Annotated in this window: 20 protein-coding genes, 2 tRNA genes and 1 riboswitch; of the genes, 5 read left to right on the plus strand and 17 right to left on the minus strand. The window is 65.4% G+C overall.

What is annotated here, in order from left to right:
* Positions 1–59: 59 nt before the first annotated feature.
* From BN1313_RS14340 to BN1313_RS14350, 3 genes are all read right to left on the minus strand, one after another.
* Positions 60–302: a hypothetical protein gene (locus BN1313_RS14340; RefSeq protein ID WP_091742874.1), complete on the minus strand. Its 243-nt coding sequence runs from the start codon at positions 300–302 to the stop codon at positions 60–62.
* 126 nt (positions 303–428) lie between these two features.
* On the minus strand, positions 429–971 hold the full coding sequence (locus BN1313_RS17010; RefSeq protein WP_091742876.1) for a methylated-DNA--[protein]-cysteine S-methyltransferase: 543 nt from the start codon (positions 969–971) through the stop codon (positions 429–431).
* Complete coding sequence (locus BN1313_RS14350; protein ID WP_245620242.1) at positions 949–2,505, minus strand: DNA-3-methyladenine glycosylase 2 family protein; 1,557 nt, start codon at positions 2,503–2,505, stop codon at positions 949–951. The genes BN1313_RS17010 and BN1313_RS14350 overlap by 23 nt, the downstream gene beginning before the upstream one ends.
* A 44-nt stretch (positions 2,506–2,549) precedes the next feature.
* Here BN1313_RS14350 and BN1313_RS14355 point away from each other — a divergent pair, with 44 nt between their 5' ends.
* Complete coding sequence (locus BN1313_RS14355) at positions 2,550–2,915, plus strand: DUF423 domain-containing protein (protein WP_091743188.1); 366 nt, start codon at positions 2,550–2,552, stop codon at positions 2,913–2,915.
* A gap of 80 nt (positions 2,916–2,995) precedes the next feature.
* Here BN1313_RS14355 and BN1313_RS14360 read toward each other — a convergent pair whose 3' ends face one another.
* Positions 2,996–3,256 carry an SWIB/MDM2 domain-containing protein gene (locus BN1313_RS14360; protein WP_091742877.1) on the minus strand — a complete coding sequence of 87 codons (261 nt, stop codon included), beginning with the start codon at positions 3,254–3,256 and terminating at the stop codon, positions 2,996–2,998.
* 196 nt (positions 3,257–3,452) lie between these two features.
* Here BN1313_RS14360 and BN1313_RS14365 point away from each other — a divergent pair, with 196 nt between their 5' ends.
* Positions 3,453–3,746, plus strand: a complete 294-nt coding sequence (locus tag BN1313_RS14365) for a hypothetical protein (RefSeq protein ID WP_141653163.1) — start codon at positions 3,453–3,455, stop codon at positions 3,744–3,746.
* A 36-nt stretch (positions 3,747–3,782) separates the two neighbouring features.
* Entirely contained in the window at positions 3,783–3,977 is a 195-nt protein-coding gene (locus BN1313_RS16650) for a hypothetical protein (protein WP_091742881.1), read from the plus strand.
* 4 nt (positions 3,978–3,981) lie between these two features.
* On the opposite strand, the gene BN1313_RS14375 is transcribed toward BN1313_RS16650, so the two are convergent.
* The 4 genes from BN1313_RS14375 to BN1313_RS14390 all read right to left on the minus strand — a co-directional run bounded on the left by BN1313_RS14375 (position 3,982) and on the right by BN1313_RS14390 (position 13,428).
* Positions 3,982–5,418, minus strand: coding sequence for a glutamate synthase subunit beta (locus tag BN1313_RS14375; protein ID WP_091742883.1), 1,437 nt, complete (start codon positions 5,416–5,418; stop codon positions 3,982–3,984).
* Between the two features lie 71 nt (positions 5,419–5,489).
* Positions 5,490–10,115 (minus strand): glutamate synthase large subunit, encoded by a 4,626-nt coding sequence (gene gltB, locus BN1313_RS14380; RefSeq protein WP_245620243.1) that lies wholly within the window; start codon positions 10,113–10,115, stop codon positions 5,490–5,492.
* 265 nt (positions 10,116–10,380) lie between these two features.
* Positions 10,381–11,985, minus strand: coding sequence for an alginate O-acetyltransferase AlgX-related protein (locus BN1313_RS14385; RefSeq protein ID WP_141653164.1), 1,605 nt, complete (start codon positions 11,983–11,985; stop codon positions 10,381–10,383).
* A 3-nt stretch (positions 11,986–11,988) separates the two neighbouring features.
* Positions 11,989–13,428: an MBOAT family O-acyltransferase gene (locus BN1313_RS14390; RefSeq protein WP_091742889.1), complete on the minus strand. Its 1,440-nt coding sequence runs from the start codon at positions 13,426–13,428 to the stop codon at positions 11,989–11,991.
* Positions 13,429–13,596: 168 nt separating this feature from the next.
* On the opposite strand from BN1313_RS14390, the gene BN1313_RS14395 reads away from it, so the two are divergent.
* Positions 13,597–14,382, plus strand: coding sequence for a Crp/Fnr family transcriptional regulator (locus BN1313_RS14395; RefSeq protein ID WP_091742891.1), 786 nt, complete (start codon positions 13,597–13,599; stop codon positions 14,380–14,382).
* A gap of 67 nt (positions 14,383–14,449) precedes the next feature.
* Positions 14,450–14,526 (plus strand) — tRNA-His (locus BN1313_RS14400).
* A gap of 45 nt (positions 14,527–14,571) precedes the next feature.
* On the opposite strand, the gene BN1313_RS14405 is transcribed toward BN1313_RS14400, so the two are convergent.
* The 9 genes from BN1313_RS14405 to BN1313_RS14445 form a co-directional block, all read right to left on the minus strand.
* Positions 14,572–15,144 (minus strand): TMEM165/GDT1 family protein, encoded by a 573-nt coding sequence (locus BN1313_RS14405; protein WP_091742893.1) that lies wholly within the window; start codon positions 15,142–15,144, stop codon positions 14,572–14,574.
* 13 nt (positions 15,145–15,157) lie between these two features.
* Positions 15,158–15,328: riboswitch (yybP-ykoY riboswitch) on the minus strand.
* Between the two features lie 94 nt (positions 15,329–15,422).
* Positions 15,423–16,130, minus strand: coding sequence for an energy transducer TonB (locus tag BN1313_RS17015; protein WP_091742895.1), 708 nt, complete (start codon positions 16,128–16,130; stop codon positions 15,423–15,425).
* A gap of 12 nt (positions 16,131–16,142) precedes the next feature.
* Positions 16,143–16,577, minus strand: a complete 435-nt coding sequence (locus BN1313_RS14415) for an ExbD/TolR family protein (protein WP_091742897.1) — start codon at positions 16,575–16,577, stop codon at positions 16,143–16,145.
* Between the two features lie 5 nt (positions 16,578–16,582).
* Positions 16,583–17,464: a MotA/TolQ/ExbB proton channel family protein gene (locus BN1313_RS14420; protein ID WP_091742899.1), complete on the minus strand. Its 882-nt coding sequence runs from the start codon at positions 17,462–17,464 to the stop codon at positions 16,583–16,585.
* Positions 17,465–18,025: 561 nt separating this feature from the next.
* Positions 18,026–18,568, minus strand: coding sequence for a Pr6Pr family membrane protein (locus BN1313_RS14425; protein WP_091742901.1), 543 nt, complete (start codon positions 18,566–18,568; stop codon positions 18,026–18,028).
* A gap of 147 nt (positions 18,569–18,715) precedes the next feature.
* Positions 18,716–18,791: transfer RNA gene (locus tag BN1313_RS14430), tRNA-Phe, on the minus strand.
* An 83-nt stretch (positions 18,792–18,874) separates the two neighbouring features.
* Positions 18,875–19,027: a DNA gyrase inhibitor YacG gene (locus BN1313_RS14435; protein ID WP_091742903.1), complete on the minus strand. Its 153-nt coding sequence runs from the start codon at positions 19,025–19,027 to the stop codon at positions 18,875–18,877.
* Entirely contained in the window at positions 19,024–20,061 is a 1,038-nt protein-coding gene (locus tag BN1313_RS14440) for a ribonuclease E/G (protein ID WP_091742905.1), read from the minus strand. The genes BN1313_RS14435 and BN1313_RS14440 overlap by 4 nt, the downstream gene beginning before the upstream one ends.
* Entirely contained in the window at positions 20,058–20,624 is a 567-nt protein-coding gene (locus tag BN1313_RS14445; protein ID WP_091742907.1) for a Maf family protein, read from the minus strand. Before BN1313_RS14445 ends, BN1313_RS14440 begins: the two co-directional genes overlap by 4 nt.
* Between the last annotated feature and the right edge of the window lie 59 nt (positions 20,625–20,683).

The raw sequence follows: 20,683 nt of genomic DNA on the forward strand, positions 1-20,683 counted from the left end.
CAGGGGCAAACAGGCGGGCGCAGGGCGGATCGCGCAACCGCGTCACATGACGGTGTAGATCAGGCCTTGACGCTGGCGCGAGGGGTGCGGGACTGGATGTCGGGGCAGACGGTCAGCTTATCGGCCGGCAGGCGTTCTGCGGCCCGCGGCAGCGGCGAGCGGGCGATCACCCGTTCAGCGCGTGGACGATCCAGTTGCGGCTTCTGAAGCGCGGAGGGCTCCAGGACGACGCCGAAATGGGAATAGGCGGCCGCAGACGAATGCACGACAACGGCGGCGACGATCTCGGTGAAGGTGGTCATCGACACGCCTCCCTCGCGCAAGCCGATTCTTCAGGGCACTTCCATAGCTCAACCGTGGGCCGGAGGCGACTTTCCGAGGGTGAATTTTCTGTCATGTTCGCGGACATCGGCCTGCTGCGCGCGCCGTCAGGCGGCCAGACGGGCTAAAACCGCGGCGCGCTCGTGTTTCAGGAGCCATTCCTTGCGCGCCATGCCGCCGGCGTAGCCGGTCAGCGCGCCGCTCGCGCCGATCACACGATGGCAGGGTACGACAAGCGCCAAGGGATTGCGGCCGTTAGCGGCCCCGCTGGCCCGGCTGGCCGTAGGTCGCCCCGCGCGCCGGGCCAACTCGCCATAGCTGATTGTCTCGCCTGGCGGGATGGCGGTCAGCAGCGTCCAGATCTGTAGCTGGAACGGCGTGCCGACCGCCCGCCACCGCACGGCGTTCAATGCTTGGGCGTCGCCGGCGAAATAGCGTTCGAACGCCTCCGCCAGGCCCGCCGGCGTCCCGCCGTCGACGACGCGCGAAGCGGCGTAGCGCTTGGCGAGCCAACCGCGCACGGCCGCCTCGTAGTCGGTCCAGTTGAAGGCTCGCAGGACCTCGGCCTCATCGGAGACGATCAGGGCGGTCCCAATCGGCGTCGCCAGACGCGACACGGTCAGGAGGTCAGGCGGCGTTTCGTTCGTCATGGACTTTCCTTTCGGGCGCCGATCCTGACGCCCAGAGATGCTGCGCGGCGTAGGCGCGCCAGGGTCGCCAAGCCTCCGCCCGCGCAAGGAGCTGGGTGGCGCTGAGGCGCGTCCCGTCGGGTTCGGCCAGAGCGCGCTGCAAGGCGACATCGCCGTGCGGAAAGGCATCCGGTTCGCGCAGTTCGCGCAGGGCGATGTACTGCGCCGTCCACTCGCCGATGCCAGGCAGGGCGCGAAGCGCAGCGATCGCACTGTCGAGATCGGCCCGCGGCGTGAACATAGCCGGATCGGCGACGACGGCGCGCGCCAGAGCTTCGACGGAAGCCGCGCGCGCGCGCGGCATGCCAAGCGCGGCGATGTCCTGGCCGACCAGGCGTTGCGCCGTTGGGAATATCCGGCCGAGGCCAAGGCGCGTCGCCGCTGGATCGTCGATGGGCTCACCGAAGGCCTCCGTCATTCTCGCGGCGAGACCACGAGCCGCCACGACAGTGATCTGCTGTCCGAGGATGGCGCGGACGGCGAGCTCAAAACCGTCCCACGCCCCTGGCGCGCGCAGGCCGGGCCGCGCAGCGACCATGGTCGCCAGCACGGGGTCCCGCGACAGATGCGCGCCAATCTGCACCGGGTCGGCGACCAGGTCGAACACCCGTCGGATGCGGGCGATGACCGCTGGCAAGGCCGAGAGGCTAGGGAAGGAGACCTCGGCGATAAGGGCATGATCCTGGCCTGGCCGGATGCTGACGACGCCCTTGGCGCCGTCGATGGTCAAGGTCCGGGCGTAACGATCCGGTTCGACGCGTTCGACGCCCGACACGGCGCGCGCCGCGAGGAAGGCGATCATCGCCGACCAATCATACGGCGGGCTGTACGGCAGCCTGACGATCACCCCTCCGCCAGCGGGCGCCGGCGCCGCGCGCGAGCGGCGGATGTCGGCTGGCGGACGGCCGAAAAGCTGCTGGAAGGTCTCATTGAAACGCCGAACGCTGCCGAAGCCGGAAGCCAGGGCGACCTCGGCCATCGGCAGGTTGGTCTCCTGGATCAGCTGCTTGGCGAGCAGGATGCGACGGGTCTGGGCGACCGTGACGGGCGCGGCCCCGATGTGCTTGGCGAAGAGCCGGCGAAGTTGCCGTTCGCCGACTCCCAGGCGCGTCGCCAGGGCCTCGACATCGCCCCCGTCCAATGCGCCAGCCTCGATCAAGGCGAGCGCCCGGCTGACCGTATTGGAGGTGCCGCGCCAAGCGCCGAGGTCAGGCGAGGCCTCCGGTCGGCAACGCAGACACGGGCGGAATCCCGCTTCCTGGGCGCCCGCCGCGGTCGCGAAGTAGACGACATTCTCAGGCTTGGGCGTTCGGGCCGGACAGATGGGGCGGCAATAGATGCCTGTCGTCTTGACGCCGCAGAAAACACGACCGTCAAACCGCGCGTCCCGGGTCTCAAAGGCCCGCCGGCAGGCGGCGACATCCATGTCCAGGCGCGTTTCCATGGACCCGACCATGGACGGGCCGCGCATTGCTGTCTCGCGATTTTCGGACATCGATGCCGCTTGACCCCTATCGCCGCCGGGCCGATGGAGGCGCGATGTGGACACGTCGCAACTGGCTTATGCTCGCCGCCTTCCTGGGCTTTGTTTCGGTCGCCGCCGGCGCGTTCGGCGCCCACGCCGCGGCTGACGAACGGGCGAGCGAACTGTTGAAGACCGGGGCCCAATATGGGCTGGCGCACGCGCTTGCGGTCCTGGTGTGGGGCGCGAACTCGAAGTCCGCCAGCAGGGGCGGCGTAGCGCCGGCCCTATTCCTCGGCGGAGCCACCGTCTTCTGCGGGACGCTCTACGCCATCGCGCTCGGCGCGCCGCCGCTCCTGGGCGCGGTGACCCCGATTGGTGGCCTCCTTCTCCTTAGCGGATGGCTAGCGCTGGCCTGGTCCCTGCGTCGAGAAAACCCCTAGCCGACAACGATAAAAGCCCCGCGACCGGGCCGCGGGGCTTCTGCGGGTCGGCTCACGCCGACCGAGGTCTTGAGACGCGCTTACTTCAGGTGCTTGGCGAGATGCTTGTTCATCTCGAACATGCTCACCGCAGGCTTGCCGTCGAACACCGGCTTCAGCTTGTCGTCAGCCAGGATCTCACGCTTGTTGGCGGGATTCTGCAGGTTGTTCTTCTTGATGTAGTCCCAAATCTTGGAGACCACTTCCCCGCGCGAGAGTTGCGCCGATCCGACGACGGCGGCCAATTCCGGAGACGGCGTCAGCGGCTTTTGCAGGGCGTTGGTTTTCTTGGGTTCAGCCATTGTAGTCCCCAGCTGTGTAAGTCAGACGACGCCGTTCGCAAGAGCGCGAAAAGGTTGAGTCGCCTGCGCATCTTAGTGCGGGCGGACGCACGCGCTAGCCTTCTCAATGCGCAAGGCCGTGCAAGGCTCCGGTTTTGGAACAACGGGGCTTCACGGACGGTTCTTGGCGCTCACCTCCAGGAAACGGATCGAGGCCATGGCGGCTGCCGACAATGTCGTGAATCTGGACGCAGCCCTACTGGGCGCGTGCAGCGGCGAGGAGCGCGACCAACTCCTCGGCGAGGCGGTCTTGCTGGCTGACGCCTTCGCGCCCGACGGCGGCGCGCCGGAGCTTCTCGCCATGGCGCAGACGCTGAAAGCTTCGCCGCGCGGTGATCCGGCTGATCGGCGACATGCCCGAAAGCTGGCTGCAGCTCTCCAGGCGCTCGCCGTAAATGAGGGCGCGCAACACCCGACCACGGGAGAAAATCCCAAAGAAAGCAAAGCCTGAGATGCAACATCGAGCCGCCGCGTCAGTTGTTGCTATATGACCCAGCGTTTGAAATTCCTCGTGGTCCGCTCTCGCCAGGGCTGGGCGGTCAACGCCGGCTCAGACCGTTTGTCTGAACACAGCGACTTGGAGGAGGCCCGCCAGGAAGCCGCCCACCGCGCCGAACTCTCAAGAGAGGCGGGCGATGACGCGGACTCCATCGATCTGTCGGACGACGACGCCGTCCGCTGACCGGTTAGCGCGGCAGGTTTGTTGAGCCCATTAGGTAGGCGTCGACAGCGGCTGCGCATTGTCGGCCTTCGCGGATCGCCCACACGACCAGGGATTGGCCACGCCGCATGTCGCCACAGGAAAAAATATTCTCCGCCGAAGTCTTGTAGTCGACCACGGTCGCCTTGACAGCGCCACGGGCGTCGAGGGCGACGCCTGCGTTCTCGACAAGGCCTGGCTTGCGGGGACCGACAAAGCCCATGGCGAGCAGGACGAGATCGGCCTTCAGTTCGAACTCAGAACCCGCAATCTCCTGCATCTTGCCCGCGACCCACTCGAGCCGCACGCACCTCAGCGCGGTCACCTTGCCGTTGGAGCCGAGCACTTCCTTCGTGAGAACAGCGAAGTCGCGATCGACGCCTTCTTCCTGCGAGGAGGACGTGCGCATCCGCAGCGGCCAATCCGGCCATGTCAGCTGCTTGTTCTCGCGCTCCGGCGGCTGCGGCATGATCTCCAGCTGGATCACGGACGCCGCGCCCTGGCGGTTTGAGGTGCCGATGCAGTCGGAGCCGGTATCGCCACCGCCGATGACGATGACGTGCTTGTCCTTGGCGGACAACGTGCCGGCCGGCGCAGCCGTCGTCTCGTCGTCTCCCGCGTTGCGCTTGTTTTGTTGGGTCAAGAAATCCATCGCGTAGTGGACGCCGTCCAACTCGCGCCCTGGGACTTCCAGGTCGCGCGGCGCCTCGGCCCCGCCGGCCATCACCAGCACGTCATAATCATCCAGCAACCGCTGGACTGACACATCGACCCCGACGTTAAACTTGGTCCGGAAGATGACCCCCTCGCCTTCCATCTGCCGGATGCGCCGCTCGATGAGGTCCTTCTCCATCTTGAAATCGGGAATGCCGTAACGCAGCAGGCCGCCGATCCGATCGTTCTTCTCGAAGACGGTCGGGGCGTGGCCGGCGCGGGCCAATTGCTGGGCGCAGGCGAGGCCGGCCGGACCGGAACCGACGACCGCGACGCGCTTGCCCGTGCCACGCGGGCTCGGCTGAGGCTTGATCCAACCCTCCTGCCACCCGCGATCGATGATGTCGCATTCGATCGTCTTGATAGTGACCGGCATGTCCGGGATGTTCAGGGTGCAGGACGCCTCGCAGGGTGCGGGGCAGATGCGGCCGGTGAACTCCGGGAAGTTGTTCGTCGACTGCAGATTCTCCAGCGCCGCCTGCCAATGCTCGCGATAGACGAGATTGTTAAAGTCGGGGATCTGGTTGTTCACCGGGCAGCCCTGGTGACAGAACGGGATGCCGCAATCCATGCAGCGCGACGCCTGCTCGACCACCTCTGCGGTCGGCAGAGGACGGACGAATTCCTTCCAGTTTTTCAGACGGTCGGCAGGCTTTTCATAGCCCCGATCACGACGCGCGACTTCCAGAAAGCCGGTGGGCTTACCCATCGGTTGGCCTCCAAGACTGGGGGTCCTTCGCTGGCTTTGCGCCGCTGGCGAGGGACCCCTTAAGCTGAAACTTATTCGGCGGCGAAGACGGTCGCGGCTTGCGCCGCCATGTCTTTAAGCGCCCGGCGGTAATCGACCGGCATGACCTTCACGAAAGCGCCCAGCGCACGATCCCAGTTGTCCAGGATCTCGGCGGCGCGGGCGCTGCCGGTGTGCAGATGGTGGCGTTCGATCAGAATTCGCAGCCGTTCGGCGTCGAAGGCGAGCGGGTCGCCCATGCCATTGTTGTCCACCGAGATGGAGCGTTGGCTAGGACGACCGGCTTCGTCCGGTTTGCCCACGGCGGGTTGAACTTTCTCAAGCTCGACCATCGCCATGTTGCAGCGGGAACCGAACTTGCCGTCAGGGTCATAGACATAGGCCACGCCTCCCGACATGCCCGCCGCGAAGTTGCGGCCCGTCTCACCGAGCACGACGACGACGCCGCCTGTCATGTATTCGCAGCCATGGTCGCCGAGGCCTTCGACCACCGTCACCGCCCCGGAGTTGCGCACGGCGAAGCGCTCGCCGGCCACGCCCTCAAAGTAGGCTTCACCGGAAATCGCGCCGTAGAGCACCGTGTTGCCGACGATGATGTTGGCCGTGGGATCGCGAAGTGACCCCGCGGGTTGACGGACCACGATCCGCCCGCCGCTGAGACCCTTTCCCACGTAGTCGTTGCCGTCGCCGGTGAGCTCCAGGGAGACGCCGCGGGCCGCGAAGGCGCCAAACGACTGGCCCGCCTGACCGGCGAACTTCAGGGCGATGGTGTCGTCAGGCAGGCCGGCGTGGCCGTAGGCGCGCGCCACTTCGCCTGACAGCATCGCGCCGACCGTGCGGTTGATGTTCTTGATGGCGTACTGGCCGACCATCGGTTTGCCGGTGGCGATCGCCTCGCGGGCGTCGGCGATCAGGCGGTTGTCGAGCGCGCCTTCAAGGCCGTGCTCCTGCCGATCCTGATTCCACAGGCCCTTCGGGGTCTCGGAGGGCGCCGCGTAGAGAATCCGCGAGAGGTCCACCCCGTGCGCCTTCCAGTGGTCAAGCGCCGGCGCCATGTCGAGGCGTTCCACCCGGCCGATCATCTCGTTCATCGTGCGGAAGCCAAGCTGCGCCATGATCTCGCGCAGCTCTTCGGCGACGAAGAAGAAGTAGTTGATCACGTGCTCGGGCTGGCCGGTGAAGCGCGCCCGCAGCACCGGATCCTGGGTGGCCACCCCCACCGGGCAGGTGTTCAAGTGGCACTTGCGCATCATGATGCAGCCGGCGGCGATAAGCGGCGCGGTGGCGAAGCCAAACTCGTCCGCCCCCAGAAGCGCGCCGATGGCCACGTCGCGACCGGTGCGCAGGCCGCCGTCGACCTGCACGGCGATTCGGGTCCGCAGGCCGTTGAGCAACAGGGTTTGCTGGGTCTCGGCCAAGCCGATCTCCCAGGGCGAACCCGCATGGACCAGGGATGTCAGCGGCGAAGCGCCGGTGCCGCCCTCAAAGCCTGAGATGGTGACGTGGTCGGCGCGCGCCTTGGCGACGCCCGCGGCCACGGTGCCGACGCCCACTTCCGACACCAGTTTCACGGAGATGCGGGCGCCCGGATTGACGTTCTTCAGGTCGTGGATCAGCTGCGCTAGATCCTCGATCGAATAGATGTCGTGGTGCGGGGGTGGGCTGATCAGACCGACGCCAGGCGTCGAGTGACGCACCTTGGCGATGTTGGCGTCGACCTTGTGGCCGGGCAGCTGGCCGCCCTCTCCGGGCTTGGCGCCCTGGGCCATCTTGATCTGGATGTCGTCGGCGTTGACCAGATACTCGGTTGTCACGCCGAAACGGCCGGACGCCACCTGCTTGATCGCCGAACGCAGGCTGTCGCCATTCGGCAGCGGCTTGAAGCGATCCGACTCCTCGCCGCCTTCGCCGGTGTTTGACCGGCCGCCGATACGGTTCATGGCGGTCGCAAGCGTGGTGTGAGCTTCGCGGCTGATCGAGCCAAAGCTCATGGCGCCCGTCGCGAAGCGCTTGACGATTTCCGTCGCCGGTTCGACCTCATCGATCGAGATCGGCTGGTCGGCGTACTTGAAACGCATCAAGCCGCGGATCGTCAGCAGGCGCTCGCTCTGTTCGTTGATCGACTGGGCGAAGGCCTTGTAGTCCTCGGACTGGTTGCCGCGAACCGCGTGCTGCAACTTCGAAACCGATTCCGGCGTCCAGGCGTGGCTCTCGCCGCGCAGGCGGAACTGCCAAGCCCCGCCGACATCGAGCATCTCGCGGTAGATCGGGTTGTCGCCATAAGCGTCGCGGTGCCGACGCACGGCTTCCTCGGCGATTTCTGCGAGGCCGATGCCCTCGATGGTGGATGATGTGCCGGTGAAGTACTTTTCGATCAGCCCAGAGGACAGACCCACGGCGTCAAAGATCTGGGCGCCGCAATAGGACTGGTAGGTGGAGATGCCCATCTTGGACATCACCTTCATGATCCCCTTGCCCACCGCCTTGATGAAGTTCTTGCGGACCTCATAGGGCTTCAGCGTCAGACCTTCGCGGACACGGATCTGCTCCAGGGTCTCGAAGGCGAGGTAGGGGTTCACCGCTTCGGCCCCATAGCCGGCCAGGACGCAGAAGTGGTGGACCTCACGCGCCTCCCCCGTCTCGATGACCAGGCCAGTCTGCATGCGCAGGCCCTGGCGGATGAGGTGGTGGTGCACCGCAGCCGTGGCCAGCGCCGCTGGGATCGGAATGCGCTCAGCCGACGTCGCCCGGTCCGACAGGATCAGGATATTGCTGTCGGCCAGCACACATTCGGTCGCTTCTCGGCAGAGCCGCTCGACCGCCGCGTCAAGACCCGCCGCGCCTTCGGACGCCGGCCAGGTGGCGTCCAGCGTCGCGGTGCGGAAGGCGCCATCGAGCAGTTCGCTCACCGAGCGGATCTTCGCCAGATCCTCGTCGGTCAGGATTGGCTGGGCCACCTCGAGGCGCTTGTGCGACCCGGCGTTGCGGCCAAGCAAGTTCGGTCGGGGGCCGATCATGGACACCAAGCTCATGACCAGCTCTTCGCGGATCGGGTCGATCGGCGGGTTCGTGACCTGGGCGAAGTTCTGCTTGAAGTACTCGTAAAGCAGCTTCGCGCGCTTCGAGAGCACGGCGATCGGCGTGTCGGCCCCCATGGAGCCGATGGGATCGTCAGCCAGCCGCCCCATGGGCTCGAGGAAGAAGGCGAGGTCTTCCTGTGTGTACCCGAAAGCCTGCTGACGGTTCAGCAGCCCTTGAGCATCGTACGCGTTGGTGAGCGCCGGCGTTTCGTTGCCTAGCTCCTCAAGCTTGAACTGGGTCTGCGCGAGCCATTCCTCATAGGGTTCGGCCGCGGCGAGGGTCGCCTTGATTTCCTCATCCTCGATGATGCGACCCTCTTCCATATCGATCAGGAGCATCTTGCCGGGCTGGAGACGCCACTTGCGGACGATCTTCTCGTCCGGCACCGGCAGCACGCCCACTTCCGAGGCCAGGATGATGTTGTCATCGTCGGTGATGACGAAGCGCGCCGGGCGCAAACCGTTGCGGTCCAGCGTCGCGCCGATCTGGCGACCGTCCGTGAAAGCCACGGCGGCGGGGCCGTCCCACGGCTCCATCAGGGCGGCGTGGTACTCGTAGAAGGCCCGACGCTTCTGATCCATCATCGGGTTGCCGGCCCAGGCTTCCGGGATCAGCATCATGACGGCGTGCGCCAGCGGGTAGCCGCCTGCGACCAGCAGCTCGAGGGCGTTGTCGAGGCAGGCGGTGTCGGACTGGCCGTGGGGGATCAGCGGCCACATCTTGTTCAGATCCGGTCCGATCAGATCGCTCTCCAGCGAACGCCGACGGGCGTTCATCCAGTTCACGTTCCCGCGGACGGTGTTGATTTCGCCGTTGTGCGCGACAAAGCGGAACGGGTGCGCCAGCTTCCAGGATGGGAAAGTGTTGGTCGAGAACCGTTGGTGGACCAGGGCCAGGGCGGAGTCGGCGAGCGGGTCAGCGAGGTCCTTGTAGAAGGCGCCGACCTGCCCGGCGAGCAGCAGCCCCTTGTAGACCACCGTCCGCGTCGAGAACGATGGGATGTAGAGCTCGGTCAGACCCGGGAGGTTACGCTTGAGGGCAAGCTCGGCCAACGGGTTCTGCAGTTGCTTGCGCACCGCCAGAAGCTTGCGCTCGTGGGCGTCCTGATCACGGCATTGCGGACCGCGGCCGATGATCGCCTGACGGATGACCGGCATAGACTCCATCACCGACTGGCCAAGACCCGTGGTGTCGACCGGCACTTCGCGCCAGCCGATCAGCGGCTGCTTCTCGACCATGAGGAAGTGTTCGAACTGGCCGATGGCGGCGTCGCGCGCCTCCTCGTCTCGCGGGAGGAAACACATGGCCACCGCATACTCGCCGGCCGGCGGCAGGACGACGCCCGCACCGTCCGCCCAGGCGCGCAGAAGCCGATCCGGAATCTGAATGAGAATGCCCGCGCCGTCGCCCATCAAGGGGTCGGCGCCCACGGCGCCGCGGTGGTCGAGGTTCAGCAGGATCTGCAGGCCCTGCTGGATCACCTCGTGGGATTTGCGCCCTTTAATATTGGCGACAAAGCCTACGCCGCACGAGTCATGCTCGTTCGCTGGATCATACAGGCCTTGACGCTCGGGCAACCCCATCCTCGTCCCCACTCCACTTAAGCCGCGCCCGCCGATCAGTTGCGAAAGACTCTCGACTAGAGAGAGGCGTTCGCCTTAGAAAGACTGCAGGCGCGCGAAAAACGCGGCCCGGCCGAGGCCGGGTCACTCGCGCGGGCATTTACCCGGCAAGGATAGCCCTTGTCGATGCCTCGAAAGTCGCGGGCATGGAAGAATTTGCTGCGTGAAGCGGCGCCAGCGCCCATACGAAGGCGCAAAATTTCTCTCCCACTGCGGCTTTTCAGGGCGAATTGGCCGGGATCGCGTACGGTTGGGAGGCGCGACATTCCCGCCAACCGCCCAAAGCGCCCGCTCGGCGATAGAAGCTGAGCTTATACTGGCCGGGCGTCGCGCCCTTGATCACAAATGTCTGATCAAATCCGCTCTCGGACATTCTCGGCTCGCGGAACGCCTCGCCGACATCAGGGCGCTGAAGCCCGAAGTCAACGGCGCCCGTCAAGTCGCCGCCTGGTCCGGAGATGCGCAGGAAGCCGTCGCGTGCGCCGCCGACCAGCCAGCCGCCAACGTCGAGCAGCCATTGCCCATGGGAGATCCCTGGGACCACCGGTCGCAGCTCAACTCGCTCGACGTTGCACTGGTCTGTCAGCTTGGCGCTGCGCGTGGCCCCGGCCTCGGAGGCTCGGGCGCGTTGGAGCTCCGGCAAGCCCGTGGCCTCGTTCGGCAGGGCTGTTTCGATCCGCGCCCGGGCTGCAGGCGATGGCGCAGGGCCACCGGTGAGCGAGAACTTCAGGCCGCCTTCCACCACCTCCAGGATGACGATGTCGGGCCGGTAGCGATCGATCAGATCCTCGCGCCAGGTGCCCTCTTCGTTGTGCACAACGATGATGCGGCTGAAGTGGCGGTACATGAAGGGCAGGAGTTCGTTGGAAAACGAGTCCACCGTCATCAAGAGGATGGGTTTGCCGGAGACGCCGGTCTCGATGATGTGCGGCTTGCTCCAGTGCTTGATCGGCGTCAGCCACACGACCTTGGCGCGCTTGAGGTCCCCGCGATCCACGAGCTCGGGATACTGGACATCGACGGCGCCGCCGACCCCCAGCATCTTCGCGAGGTCGTGGGGCGTCGCTTTTAGCGGCAACGGCGCGGCCGGCGGGAAGTCGGAACGGGGTCTGGGCCCTTCGGTCAGGCCCATGGCGTGCAGCCGATCCATCAGGGCGACGTAGCCGACATAGGCGCCGTAGCCGGTCCAATGGGTGTCATGGCGACTGTAGACCGGGTCTCCGGCTTCACGGGCGGCGTCCAGCGCCTTTGACGGCGAGACCAGCACGCCGGCCCCTGAGGCCTCGACAATGGGCGGCATGCGCAGCGCAGCATGATCCGGCGCGGCGCCCTTTAACCACCAAGGGCCGAACTGCGGATACACCGTCTCCTTGAGCGGCGCGACGAAGACGACGTAGGCGATCCCCCGCGCGCGCAGCGCCTCGGTGCGTCCCGCGAGGGTCGCAAGCCAATCGCGCGTTCTGATCTGCCCCCAGGGTGGGTCGGCGCGCACACCGCCCATGTGGCTGCCGTCGTCGTAGAATAGCCAGCCTTTGCGACCGACGATGACCTTTGGCGAGCCGCTGACCCCCGCCATCATCCGTACGCGGTTCAAGGCGGCGATAAGGTACGGGCGGGCAGGAAAGTGGTCGGCGATATAGGCGTCAGTCGCCTTGCGGAAGGGTTTGAGGCCTTCATAGCCGCCGCTCCATCGCGGCCTTTCGGAGAGCTTGCGATTTTCCTGGATCACTGGCTGTGGGAGGTGCGACAGCGGAGCCGTCGCAGCCGCCATCAGCACGATCACGCCGCCGACCAAGAGCCGCCAATGGGTTTTAGACGCGATCACGTCTCAGAACCGGAAGTAGAGGAAGGGGTTTAGGGTCGAGCTGACCAACAGCGCGATGCACAGGACGAAGCTCGCCAGCAGCAGGGGCGCCGGCGCCGCCCTGACCGCCACTGTATCCAACCGCGTCCCGCCATCGCCTTCTCGCGTCGCCCAGGGCGCGCGCAGGCGGGCTAACACCCAAGGCGCCAAAGGGAAGGCGAAGAGCGACCCTGCAGCCAGGGCCCCGAGCGACTGGGCGTGCAGCAGGACCGCCAGGTCGGGCTTGATGACGCCGATGCGATCTGGAGAGATCATCGCCTTCAGATAGCCGAGGGCCGAGGGCAGGCTCTCGGCGCGGAAGAACACCCAGCCCACCGCGACGACGCAAAGCGTGTAGGCGCGCCGCCCCAGAACAGGCCATGCCGCAAGGACGCCCGCGAAGCCATACCGCTCCAGCATGAGGAATGCGCCATGGAACAGGCCCCAGACGATGAATTGCCAGGCCGCACCGTGCCATAGGCCCGTCAGGAAAAAGACGATGAGGAGGTTGCGCGCGGTCTTCAGGCCCCCCAGTCGGTTACCCCCCAGCGGAATGTACACATAGTCGCGGAACCAGCTCGACAGGGAGATGTGCCATCGGCGCCAAAACTCGGTGATCGACTGGGCGGCGTAGGGGTAGTCGAAGTTCTTCGGGAAGGTGAAGCCGAGCAGAAAGGCCAAGCCGATCGCCATATTGGAGTAGCCGCAGAAATCGAAGTAGATTTGCAGGGTGTAGGCCCAGGCGCCCAACCAAGCCGTACCGCTGTCGAGGGTCGATATAGGCAGGCCGAAGGCGTGGTCCGCCAGGGGCGCAACCGCGTTGGCGACCAGGATCTTCTGGCTCAGACCCACGATGAAATACTGGACGCCAAGGCCGACATGCCCGGTCCGGCGGCGGTCGGCGTGCATTTCGTCGCGGATATCGGCGTATCGCACGATCGGTCCGGCGATCAGGTGCGGGAACATCAGGATGTAGGTGGCGAACCGCAACGGATTGCGTTCCACCTCCACGCTTCCGCGCTGCACGTCGACGACGTAGCTGACCAATTGGAAGGTGAAGAAGGAAATCCCCAGCGGCAGGGCGTGGGCTGGCGACGAGATCGGCGCCCCTGGCGCTAGGTCGTTGAACGTCTCCGCCAGGAATGCGGCGTACTTGAAGTAGCCCAACACGCCGAAGTCGGCGGCGATCAGCGCGGCCAGGATCGCAAGGCCCGCAGGGCTGCGCGACCGTCGTGCGATCAACAGCGACGCACCGAAGTTCAGGGCGATGAGCGCTGCGAGCAGCAGGATATAAGCGCCCTCGCCCCAGACGTAGAAGGCGGCGCTCCCCGCCAACAGGACGCCTGCCCGCCAGCCGCTGACATAGTAGCCGAGCAGGAAGACAGGCAGGAAATAGAAGATGAAGATGATCGAACTGAAGACCATGCCCGCCCCTGCGACTCGCGCCGTCAGCTTGGCCGAGCCGAGCCTCCTCTAGCATGGTCGCTACGCGTGGATAGGGGCCGATCGTCCAGCCGACTTAGAGGCGAAGAACCGCCGAGGGAACTTCCGGCCGAGCTGGCGCTTGTGAAAGCGGACAGGACCCATAGCGCCATGCAGGAGCGCCACCCCGATATCGCGATGCTTCGGCACAAGCTGTCGCATTTCTCCGAGACCGTGCCGGAAGATGAGTACGACGCACTCGCCGCCGTGTTCGGCCCGCCGGTCTTCGTCGAGCGCGGGGAAAGCTTTGTCGTCCAGAACAGCCGACCAACGCGGTGCAGCCTTCTCCTTTCGGGCTTTGCGGGCCGATCGGTCCTGCTGCGCGGCGGCGATGAACAGACCACGGCTATCCACGTCGCCGGAGATTTCGTCGATCTCCATGCCTTGCTGCTGAACTCCCTCGACCACCGCATCGTCGCCCTGACGCCCTGCCAGATCGCAACGGCCAATCGCAGGAGCCTTGAGCAACTGATCGCCGCCTATCCGAAACTTTCCCGCGCGCTCTGGTTCCTCACGGTCGTGGACGCGGCGGTGCATCGGCGCTGGCTTACGGTCTTGGGGCGGCGCTCGGCGCTCGGGCGTTGCGCGCACCTTGTCTGCGAGATGCATGCACGGCTGGACGACGTCGGTTTGGTCGACAACGGGCGCTTTCGCCTACCGCTGAGCCAGGCGCGCATCGGCGATATGCTCGCCCTGTCCGCTGTCCACATCAACCGCGTGATACAGGACCTCCGCAGCAGCGGCCTTCTCACCTGGGAGCGGGGAACGGTCACGATTCTCGATTTCGATGGCCTTGCGGCCGTCGGAGAGTTCGAGCCCAGCTATCTTCAGATCTCTCCGCGGCCACGGGTGGACGCCGGGCACGGGCGTCGGTCCGTGCTCACCGCCATCGCTTGAACAGATGGTGCGTGTCGCCGCTTGATCCTGAAGGGACGCGCGACTACAACCCGCAACTCGCGAATGCGCCGCCTTAGCTCAGTTGGTTAGAGCGCTAGATTGTGGATCTAGAGGTCCTCGGTTCGAGCCCGAGAGGTGGTACCATCGCGGCGTACGATGGTACGCAAGTCGCTCCAGCTAAGCCCTCATCTAGCGACTGAGCGCGGCTGCGGCGATGATCCAAACGCCCATCACCGCGAAGAGCACAGCGGCAGCGGTGCGGATCGCCTTCAATGGGAAGACCTTCACCGCCGCCTCGCCCAGGTAAACTGCTGGCACGTTCGCCAGCATCATGCCCGCCGTCGTGCCCACGGTCACGAGGACGATCTGCTGATAGCGCGCAGCCAAAAGGGTGGTCGCCACTTGAGTCTTGTCGCCAATTTCCACCAGGAAGAAGGCCACCAGCGTTGTTATGAAGACACCAAAGCCACGCGTTGACTTGACGTCATCGTCATCGGCCTTGTCAGGCACCAACGCCCAGGCCGCCATGAGAATAAAAGCCACGCCCACGACGTACTGGAATACGGGCCCAGACAGCCAGCGCGCCAGGAAATAGCCGGCCGTCGCCGCCAAGCCGTGATTGAGGATGGTCGCCGCCAGGATGCCGCCGATGATCGGCAGCGGCTTGCGAAACCTGGCCGCAAGAATGATCGCCAGCAGTTGTGTCTTGTCGCCGATCTCGGCGATGGCGACCACGACGGCGGAAAAGAACAAAGCTTCCATGAACGCGATTCCCAGGCCGTATGGACACGACAACGCAAACCTCCGCGGCCTTGGCCGGAGCTAGCGTCGTCGGTCTCGCCAAGCCGGATCACTGATCCGCCGCACCCGCCATGGCCACTGTACGGCCAAGTATGTTGACGGACGCTCCGCCTAAGCGGGCGGCTACTCCCCGAGTAACGACGAGGATGTAGCGGGGGCTGAGCGCGACTGTAAACCCCAAAACGAAAAAGCCCCGGAGGCGGAACCTCCGGGGCCTTCTCAATTTAATCGCAGTCGCCTCAGTCGGCCATCTGGAACCGGATTGGAACCCGGACCAGACCGCCCGCAACGGGCGAACCGTCTCGGGTCTGAGGTCGCATCCGGAAGAGCCGGCTCATACGAAGCGCGGCGCCGCCGAAGTCTTGGTCGGCCGGAGTTTCCGACACGACCGAGCAGTTTTCCAAACCACCGCGAGCATTGACCGTGCAGCTGAGCGTCGCGCTACCCGACACGTTCATGCGCGAAGCACGTTCGGGATAGTAGCGCTGGGTCTCTTCCGCGGTCGGCCTGCGTTGCCAATCCGGCTGCGTGATCACCGACGGACGCGGCGCCTCAGGAGGCGGCGCGGCCGGCGGCCGGGGCTCTTCGATCCGCTTTTCAACCGGCGGAACCGGCAGAGGCGGGATCGTCGAAGGTAGGTCCGGCGCGGCGACAGGCGGACGCGGCTGCAGCTTGGGCGGCGGCGGCGGCGGTGTGTTCGACGGCGGCGGCGGCGGCGGCGGCGGGGGAGGCGGCACGGGCTTGATGATCGACACGTCGGTCACCTCGTCCGAGTACTCCTTGTAGTTCGGCTCAAACCGCGTCTTCCACAGGTACACGCCAATCGCAACGTGGGCGATGATCGAGACGATGATCGCAATCGTCACGCCCTTGTTGCGAGCCGGTTTCCGTTCGTCGAACGGATTGTGCGCCGGGTGGGCGACGTCAGTGGTCGGGGTATCAGTCATTCGTCTTCCCCCCTACCCCTTGTCTTCGCCGACCAGAGCAACGCTGTAGAAGCCGTTGTCCTGGAGCATGTTCATGACAGCCATGAAGTCGCCGTACATGGTGTCGGTGTCAGCGCGGATGAAAATCCGTTCCTTGGTCGGGTTACGGCTAGCACCCAGTTGGGACCGAAGATCGTCGCCTAGAGCGGAGACGTCCGTCGGAAAGTCCTGGATGAAGATCCGACCGTTGTTCTGGATCGAGATGTACACCGGCTTCGGCGGATTAGTGCCTGGCGGAGCGACCGCGGGAGGCAGCGCCACCTTCACGGTAACGGCCGCCATAGGGGCCGCCACCATGAAGATGATCAGGAGAACCAACATCACGTCCACGAACGGGGTGACGTTGATCTCCGCGTTCTGCGTCTCCGTGTACTTGCCGCCCCCGGAACCCGAGAGTTTAGCGGCCATGTAGGTTACGCCCCCTTGTCGAGCTGCCGCGAGATGGCGTTGGTGAGCTCAGCAACGAAACCTTCGGTGCGCGCGCCGTAGGCGGAGATCTTCGTTTGGAAGAAGTTGTAGAAGATAACCGACGGGATAGCGGCGAACAGGCCGAGACCAGTGGCGAGAAGCGCTTCGGCGATGCCGGGGGCGACGACGGCCAGGTTGGTCGTGTTGGTGTTCGCGATGCCGATGAAGGAGTTCATGATCCCGTAAACGGTGCCGAACAGGCCGATGAACGGACCGTTCGAACCGACCGAAGCCAGGAACTGCATGCCGCCCGAAAGGCGACGCGCCAGCGTGGCTTGGACGGCGCCAACCGCCATCTGAGCACGAACCAGAGCGTGTTCGGGGTGCTGGGTCAGCACGCCGGCTTGACGCGACAGTTCAATTTCAGAAGCAGCCGCAGCGGCCATGTCGGCCAGCGGGTTGCCGTCGAACTCTTCCGAGGTCGCGATGCGGCCCATGTCTTGCACCGACTTGGCGCCGCGGAAGGCTTCGAGGAAGGCGTCCGAACCCTTGTTCAGCGAGCTGAACTCGATGCTCTTAATGACGAGCAGGGTCCACGAGAAGATCGAGCAGAGAACCAGCCCGATCATGATCACCTTAACGACCGGGTCAGCGTCCATGAACATGGTGCCGACGCCGAGCTTGCCGGCGTGGTCCATGGTCGGAGGGGCTTCTTCAGCCACCGGAGCGGCCGGAGCGGCAGCCGGGGCGGCGGCGGCGTCAGCCGCGGCCGGAGCAGCCGCCGGAGCGGCCGGAGCAGCGCTCTGAGCGAGCGCGGGCGCGCTCGCCATCAGCGCAACGGCGCCGAGGAGAGCGATGAAAGGAGTCTTGAATTTGTTGTCGAGCATCTGTCGCCAGTTCCTGGTTGGTCTAGCACGATTGGCCGGAGGGTCGTCGCGCGAGAGCGTCTCCACCCCAAGTTAAAGCAAGCCAGCCGTCTCCCCCGATAATTCGGAAATGACGTCAGTGCCCATATCGGTCGCCCGACCCGCCGAACTCGCATCCACTGAAGCGCGGAGGCAGGTCCTTCGAGGCGTTCGGCTTCGCCCTCCCCCCAGGGAAAATGAAGCCGTACCGATTTGTGGCGTAGACCCTTTGGCAACCCCTTTATGGCCCGTCAAGGCCCGTGTGGCGGAGCATTCCAGTCAAATCCTGATTAAACCAAGCGTATGCCGCAATGCAGCATAAGCGTGACAAGTTGCGAGCCCTTAGAAGCGGGGACTTTTAGGAAAATTCACGCTGCAGCGCAGCAAGATCGCAGGCATGAAAACTTCACACCCTCCGATCGGCCCGAGACTTCTCTCGACGCGGAACTGAACATCGTTTGGACAGCAGGCGCCCACGCGGCATCGCGTCTGACCGCCTTCACCGAACTTGGTCTGCCGATTTCGGGCCGGCGCACAGTGATTTCACGCATGCCGGGCGAGGCGGCGGTCGACGGAGACGAGGGCCAAACCTGTCGCGAGAAATCCACCGCCCAGGATCAGAAGGGTGAGAATCACGCGACCCCACCCGCGCCCAGGGTCGAGGAATGGGTAGATCGCGAAACCCGCCTCCCAGCCCCACAGCAACGCATAAGCACCGTACGCTGTCAGCAGACCCAACCAGACAAACGCATGACGCCAGCGCAACTCACCTTTCGGCGCAAGGACCAGCCAGAATAACCCAGCCGCGATCGGCGAAACTTTGTGCAGGAAGATATCCGCGATGGGCCCGAGCCCAGGGAGCACCAGAAAGCCCTCCAAGAGCAGCGCGTAGACGACGCCGACCGTCATCATGCAAAGCGTCGCACCGCCGACCCAGCCGGCCGGCGCACGTCGCCCTAAGGCGACGAGCGTCATCATGACCGCGAAGGCCAGATTGCTGAGGATCGTGAAGTAGCGCGCCATGGCCAGGGCCGTGATCAGGCCATCGCCCGTGACGGCAAGGGTCGCGACAGTCTGCAGGATCAACCCACACCATGCGCAGATCGCAACCAGGCCAGCGCCCGCCCGTTCAGCGCAACGGGGCGGCGAGCGCCAGGAAGGGCTTGGCGTCAGGGCCATGTAAGCACCCTAGCCCAACACTTGGACCAAGGGGCGCCTTAGAAATCTGAGGAATGGTGCCTGGGGGCGGATTCGAACCACCGACACGCGGATTTTCAATCCGCTGCTCTACCAACTGAGCTACCCAGGCCCGGGCTGCGAGGTCGATCCCCAAGGGGGCCGGCGACGCGGGAGCCGCTCTATAAAAGACGGGTTCGCCGAAGTCCAGCGAGCTCAGTCGACTTCGTCATCTGCGAGGTCTTCGGTCTCGCCGGGCACGGCGTAGCGATTAGTCAGCCATCTCTGCAGATCCACGTCCGAACAGCGTTTCGAGCAGAATGGCTTGTAGGCGTCCTGAGCCGGGCGCTTGCAGATCGGGCACGTCATAGAGTGCTGACTTTCAACGTATCACGGGCGCCGTCGACTGCCCTCAGGGCGAAGCGAAGACCCATTTTAGCTTGCAGCGCCTTCAGCATGGGCTCCGCCAGAGAGACAATCTGCGCCGGACAGGCGGCCACCAGCCTGGCGCCCGGTTGGGCCAGGCCCTCCCGCATCAGGGCGCGGATTGCGCGGTGAGCCAGACTTTCATCGGACAGTGCGCCATCGCTGCGGCACAGGCGTTCAAAATTCGGCTGAACACGACGCGGCAGGGACAGTTCCATGGCGCCGAACTTGCCCACCGGCCCGATAGCGACGCCCGGATTATCCGGCGCGAAGGCCGTCCGCGCGGCGGTCAAAAGCGCTGGACCGTCATGGCCGCGGCCTACGAGATCGATCACCACCAATCCGCCGAGACCTTTCAGTCGTAGAAGTCGCGCGCTTTCAGCGATCGCCGCGAGGTTCGCCGCCCGCGCCGCGCGCTTGGAGTCAGCGCCCTTGCGCTCTCCCAGATCGACATCGATGGCCGTCAGCGCCCGCGTAGGCTCGATCGAAAGAGAGCCCCCGCCCGGTAGATTGAACACCTGCTCCAGAACATCGGACTGAGCCTCATCGGCGATGGTCATCGCTTCCAGGCCGCCCACCGGCTCAGCGCCATGGACAAACTGTGAGAGCGCCTCGGCGACGCTGGGCGGCGGCTCCAAAAGACGGGGGGAGCCATCGGCCTCCCCCAACGCGCGCACGACGGCGACCTTGCCGCGGCGGGCCTCGGCGCGAACCTCCACGCGCAGCATCGCGCCTCGAGTCGGGCGGTCTTCCGGTCGGAAGGGCAGCATGGCCTCGACACCGTCACCAAGATCAAGAAAGGCGCTCGACAACACAGGTTCGACATTGACGACCCGCGCGGCCGCCCGCGCGCCCAGGAGCGCCAGCGGGTTGTCCCCATCGCGCCGGATCAGCAGCCGTTCTGGCCGACCGTCGAGTGTCACCACGCCACGGGTCTCGCCCACGCCGTCATCGAGATAAGCCCGCCGTTCGCTCATGCTGGCCACCCCGCGCCGAACAACAGATTCCGTGTCTCATAGAGCGGAAGACCGACCACCGCAGGGTAAGATCCATGGACGGCGATGATGAACGCGCCGGCGCGCCCCTGAACACCGTAGCCGCCGGCCTTGCCGATCCCTTCCCCGCCCTCAGCGTAGCTGTCAATCTCAGCGTCAGACAGCCGCTTCACCTGCACGCGCGTCTCCACCAGCCGCGACCAGGTCTGGCCGTGCGCAGCGACAGCGACCGCAGTCAGCACGCGATGGTTGCGGCCTGAAAGCAGCGTAAGGCACTTGCGGACCTCGCCCGCGTCTTCCGCCTTCGGAAGGATCCGACGTCCGACCGCCACCACGGTGTCGGCGCCAAGCACAACGTCGTCAACATGGCCCCTTGCGACGTGAGCCGCCTTCGCCGACGCAAGCCGCAAAGCGAGGCGTCGCGGCGTCTCATCCCTCAAAGGCGTCTCGTCGATATCCGCTGGCGCGATCACATCCGGCTCAAGACCGATCTGACGCAGCAACTCGACCCGCCTGGGGCTTGCAGAGGCCAGCACAAGGCGCATGTCGTCTCCTGGCGTTCGGTCAGCGGACGCGGAAAGTAATCCGGCCCTTGGTCAGGTCG

It is taken from the genome of Phenylobacterium immobile (ATCC 35973) (assembly GCF_001375595.1).
GTDB classification, from domain to species: domain Bacteria; phylum Pseudomonadota; class Alphaproteobacteria; order Caulobacterales; family Caulobacteraceae; genus Phenylobacterium; species Phenylobacterium immobile.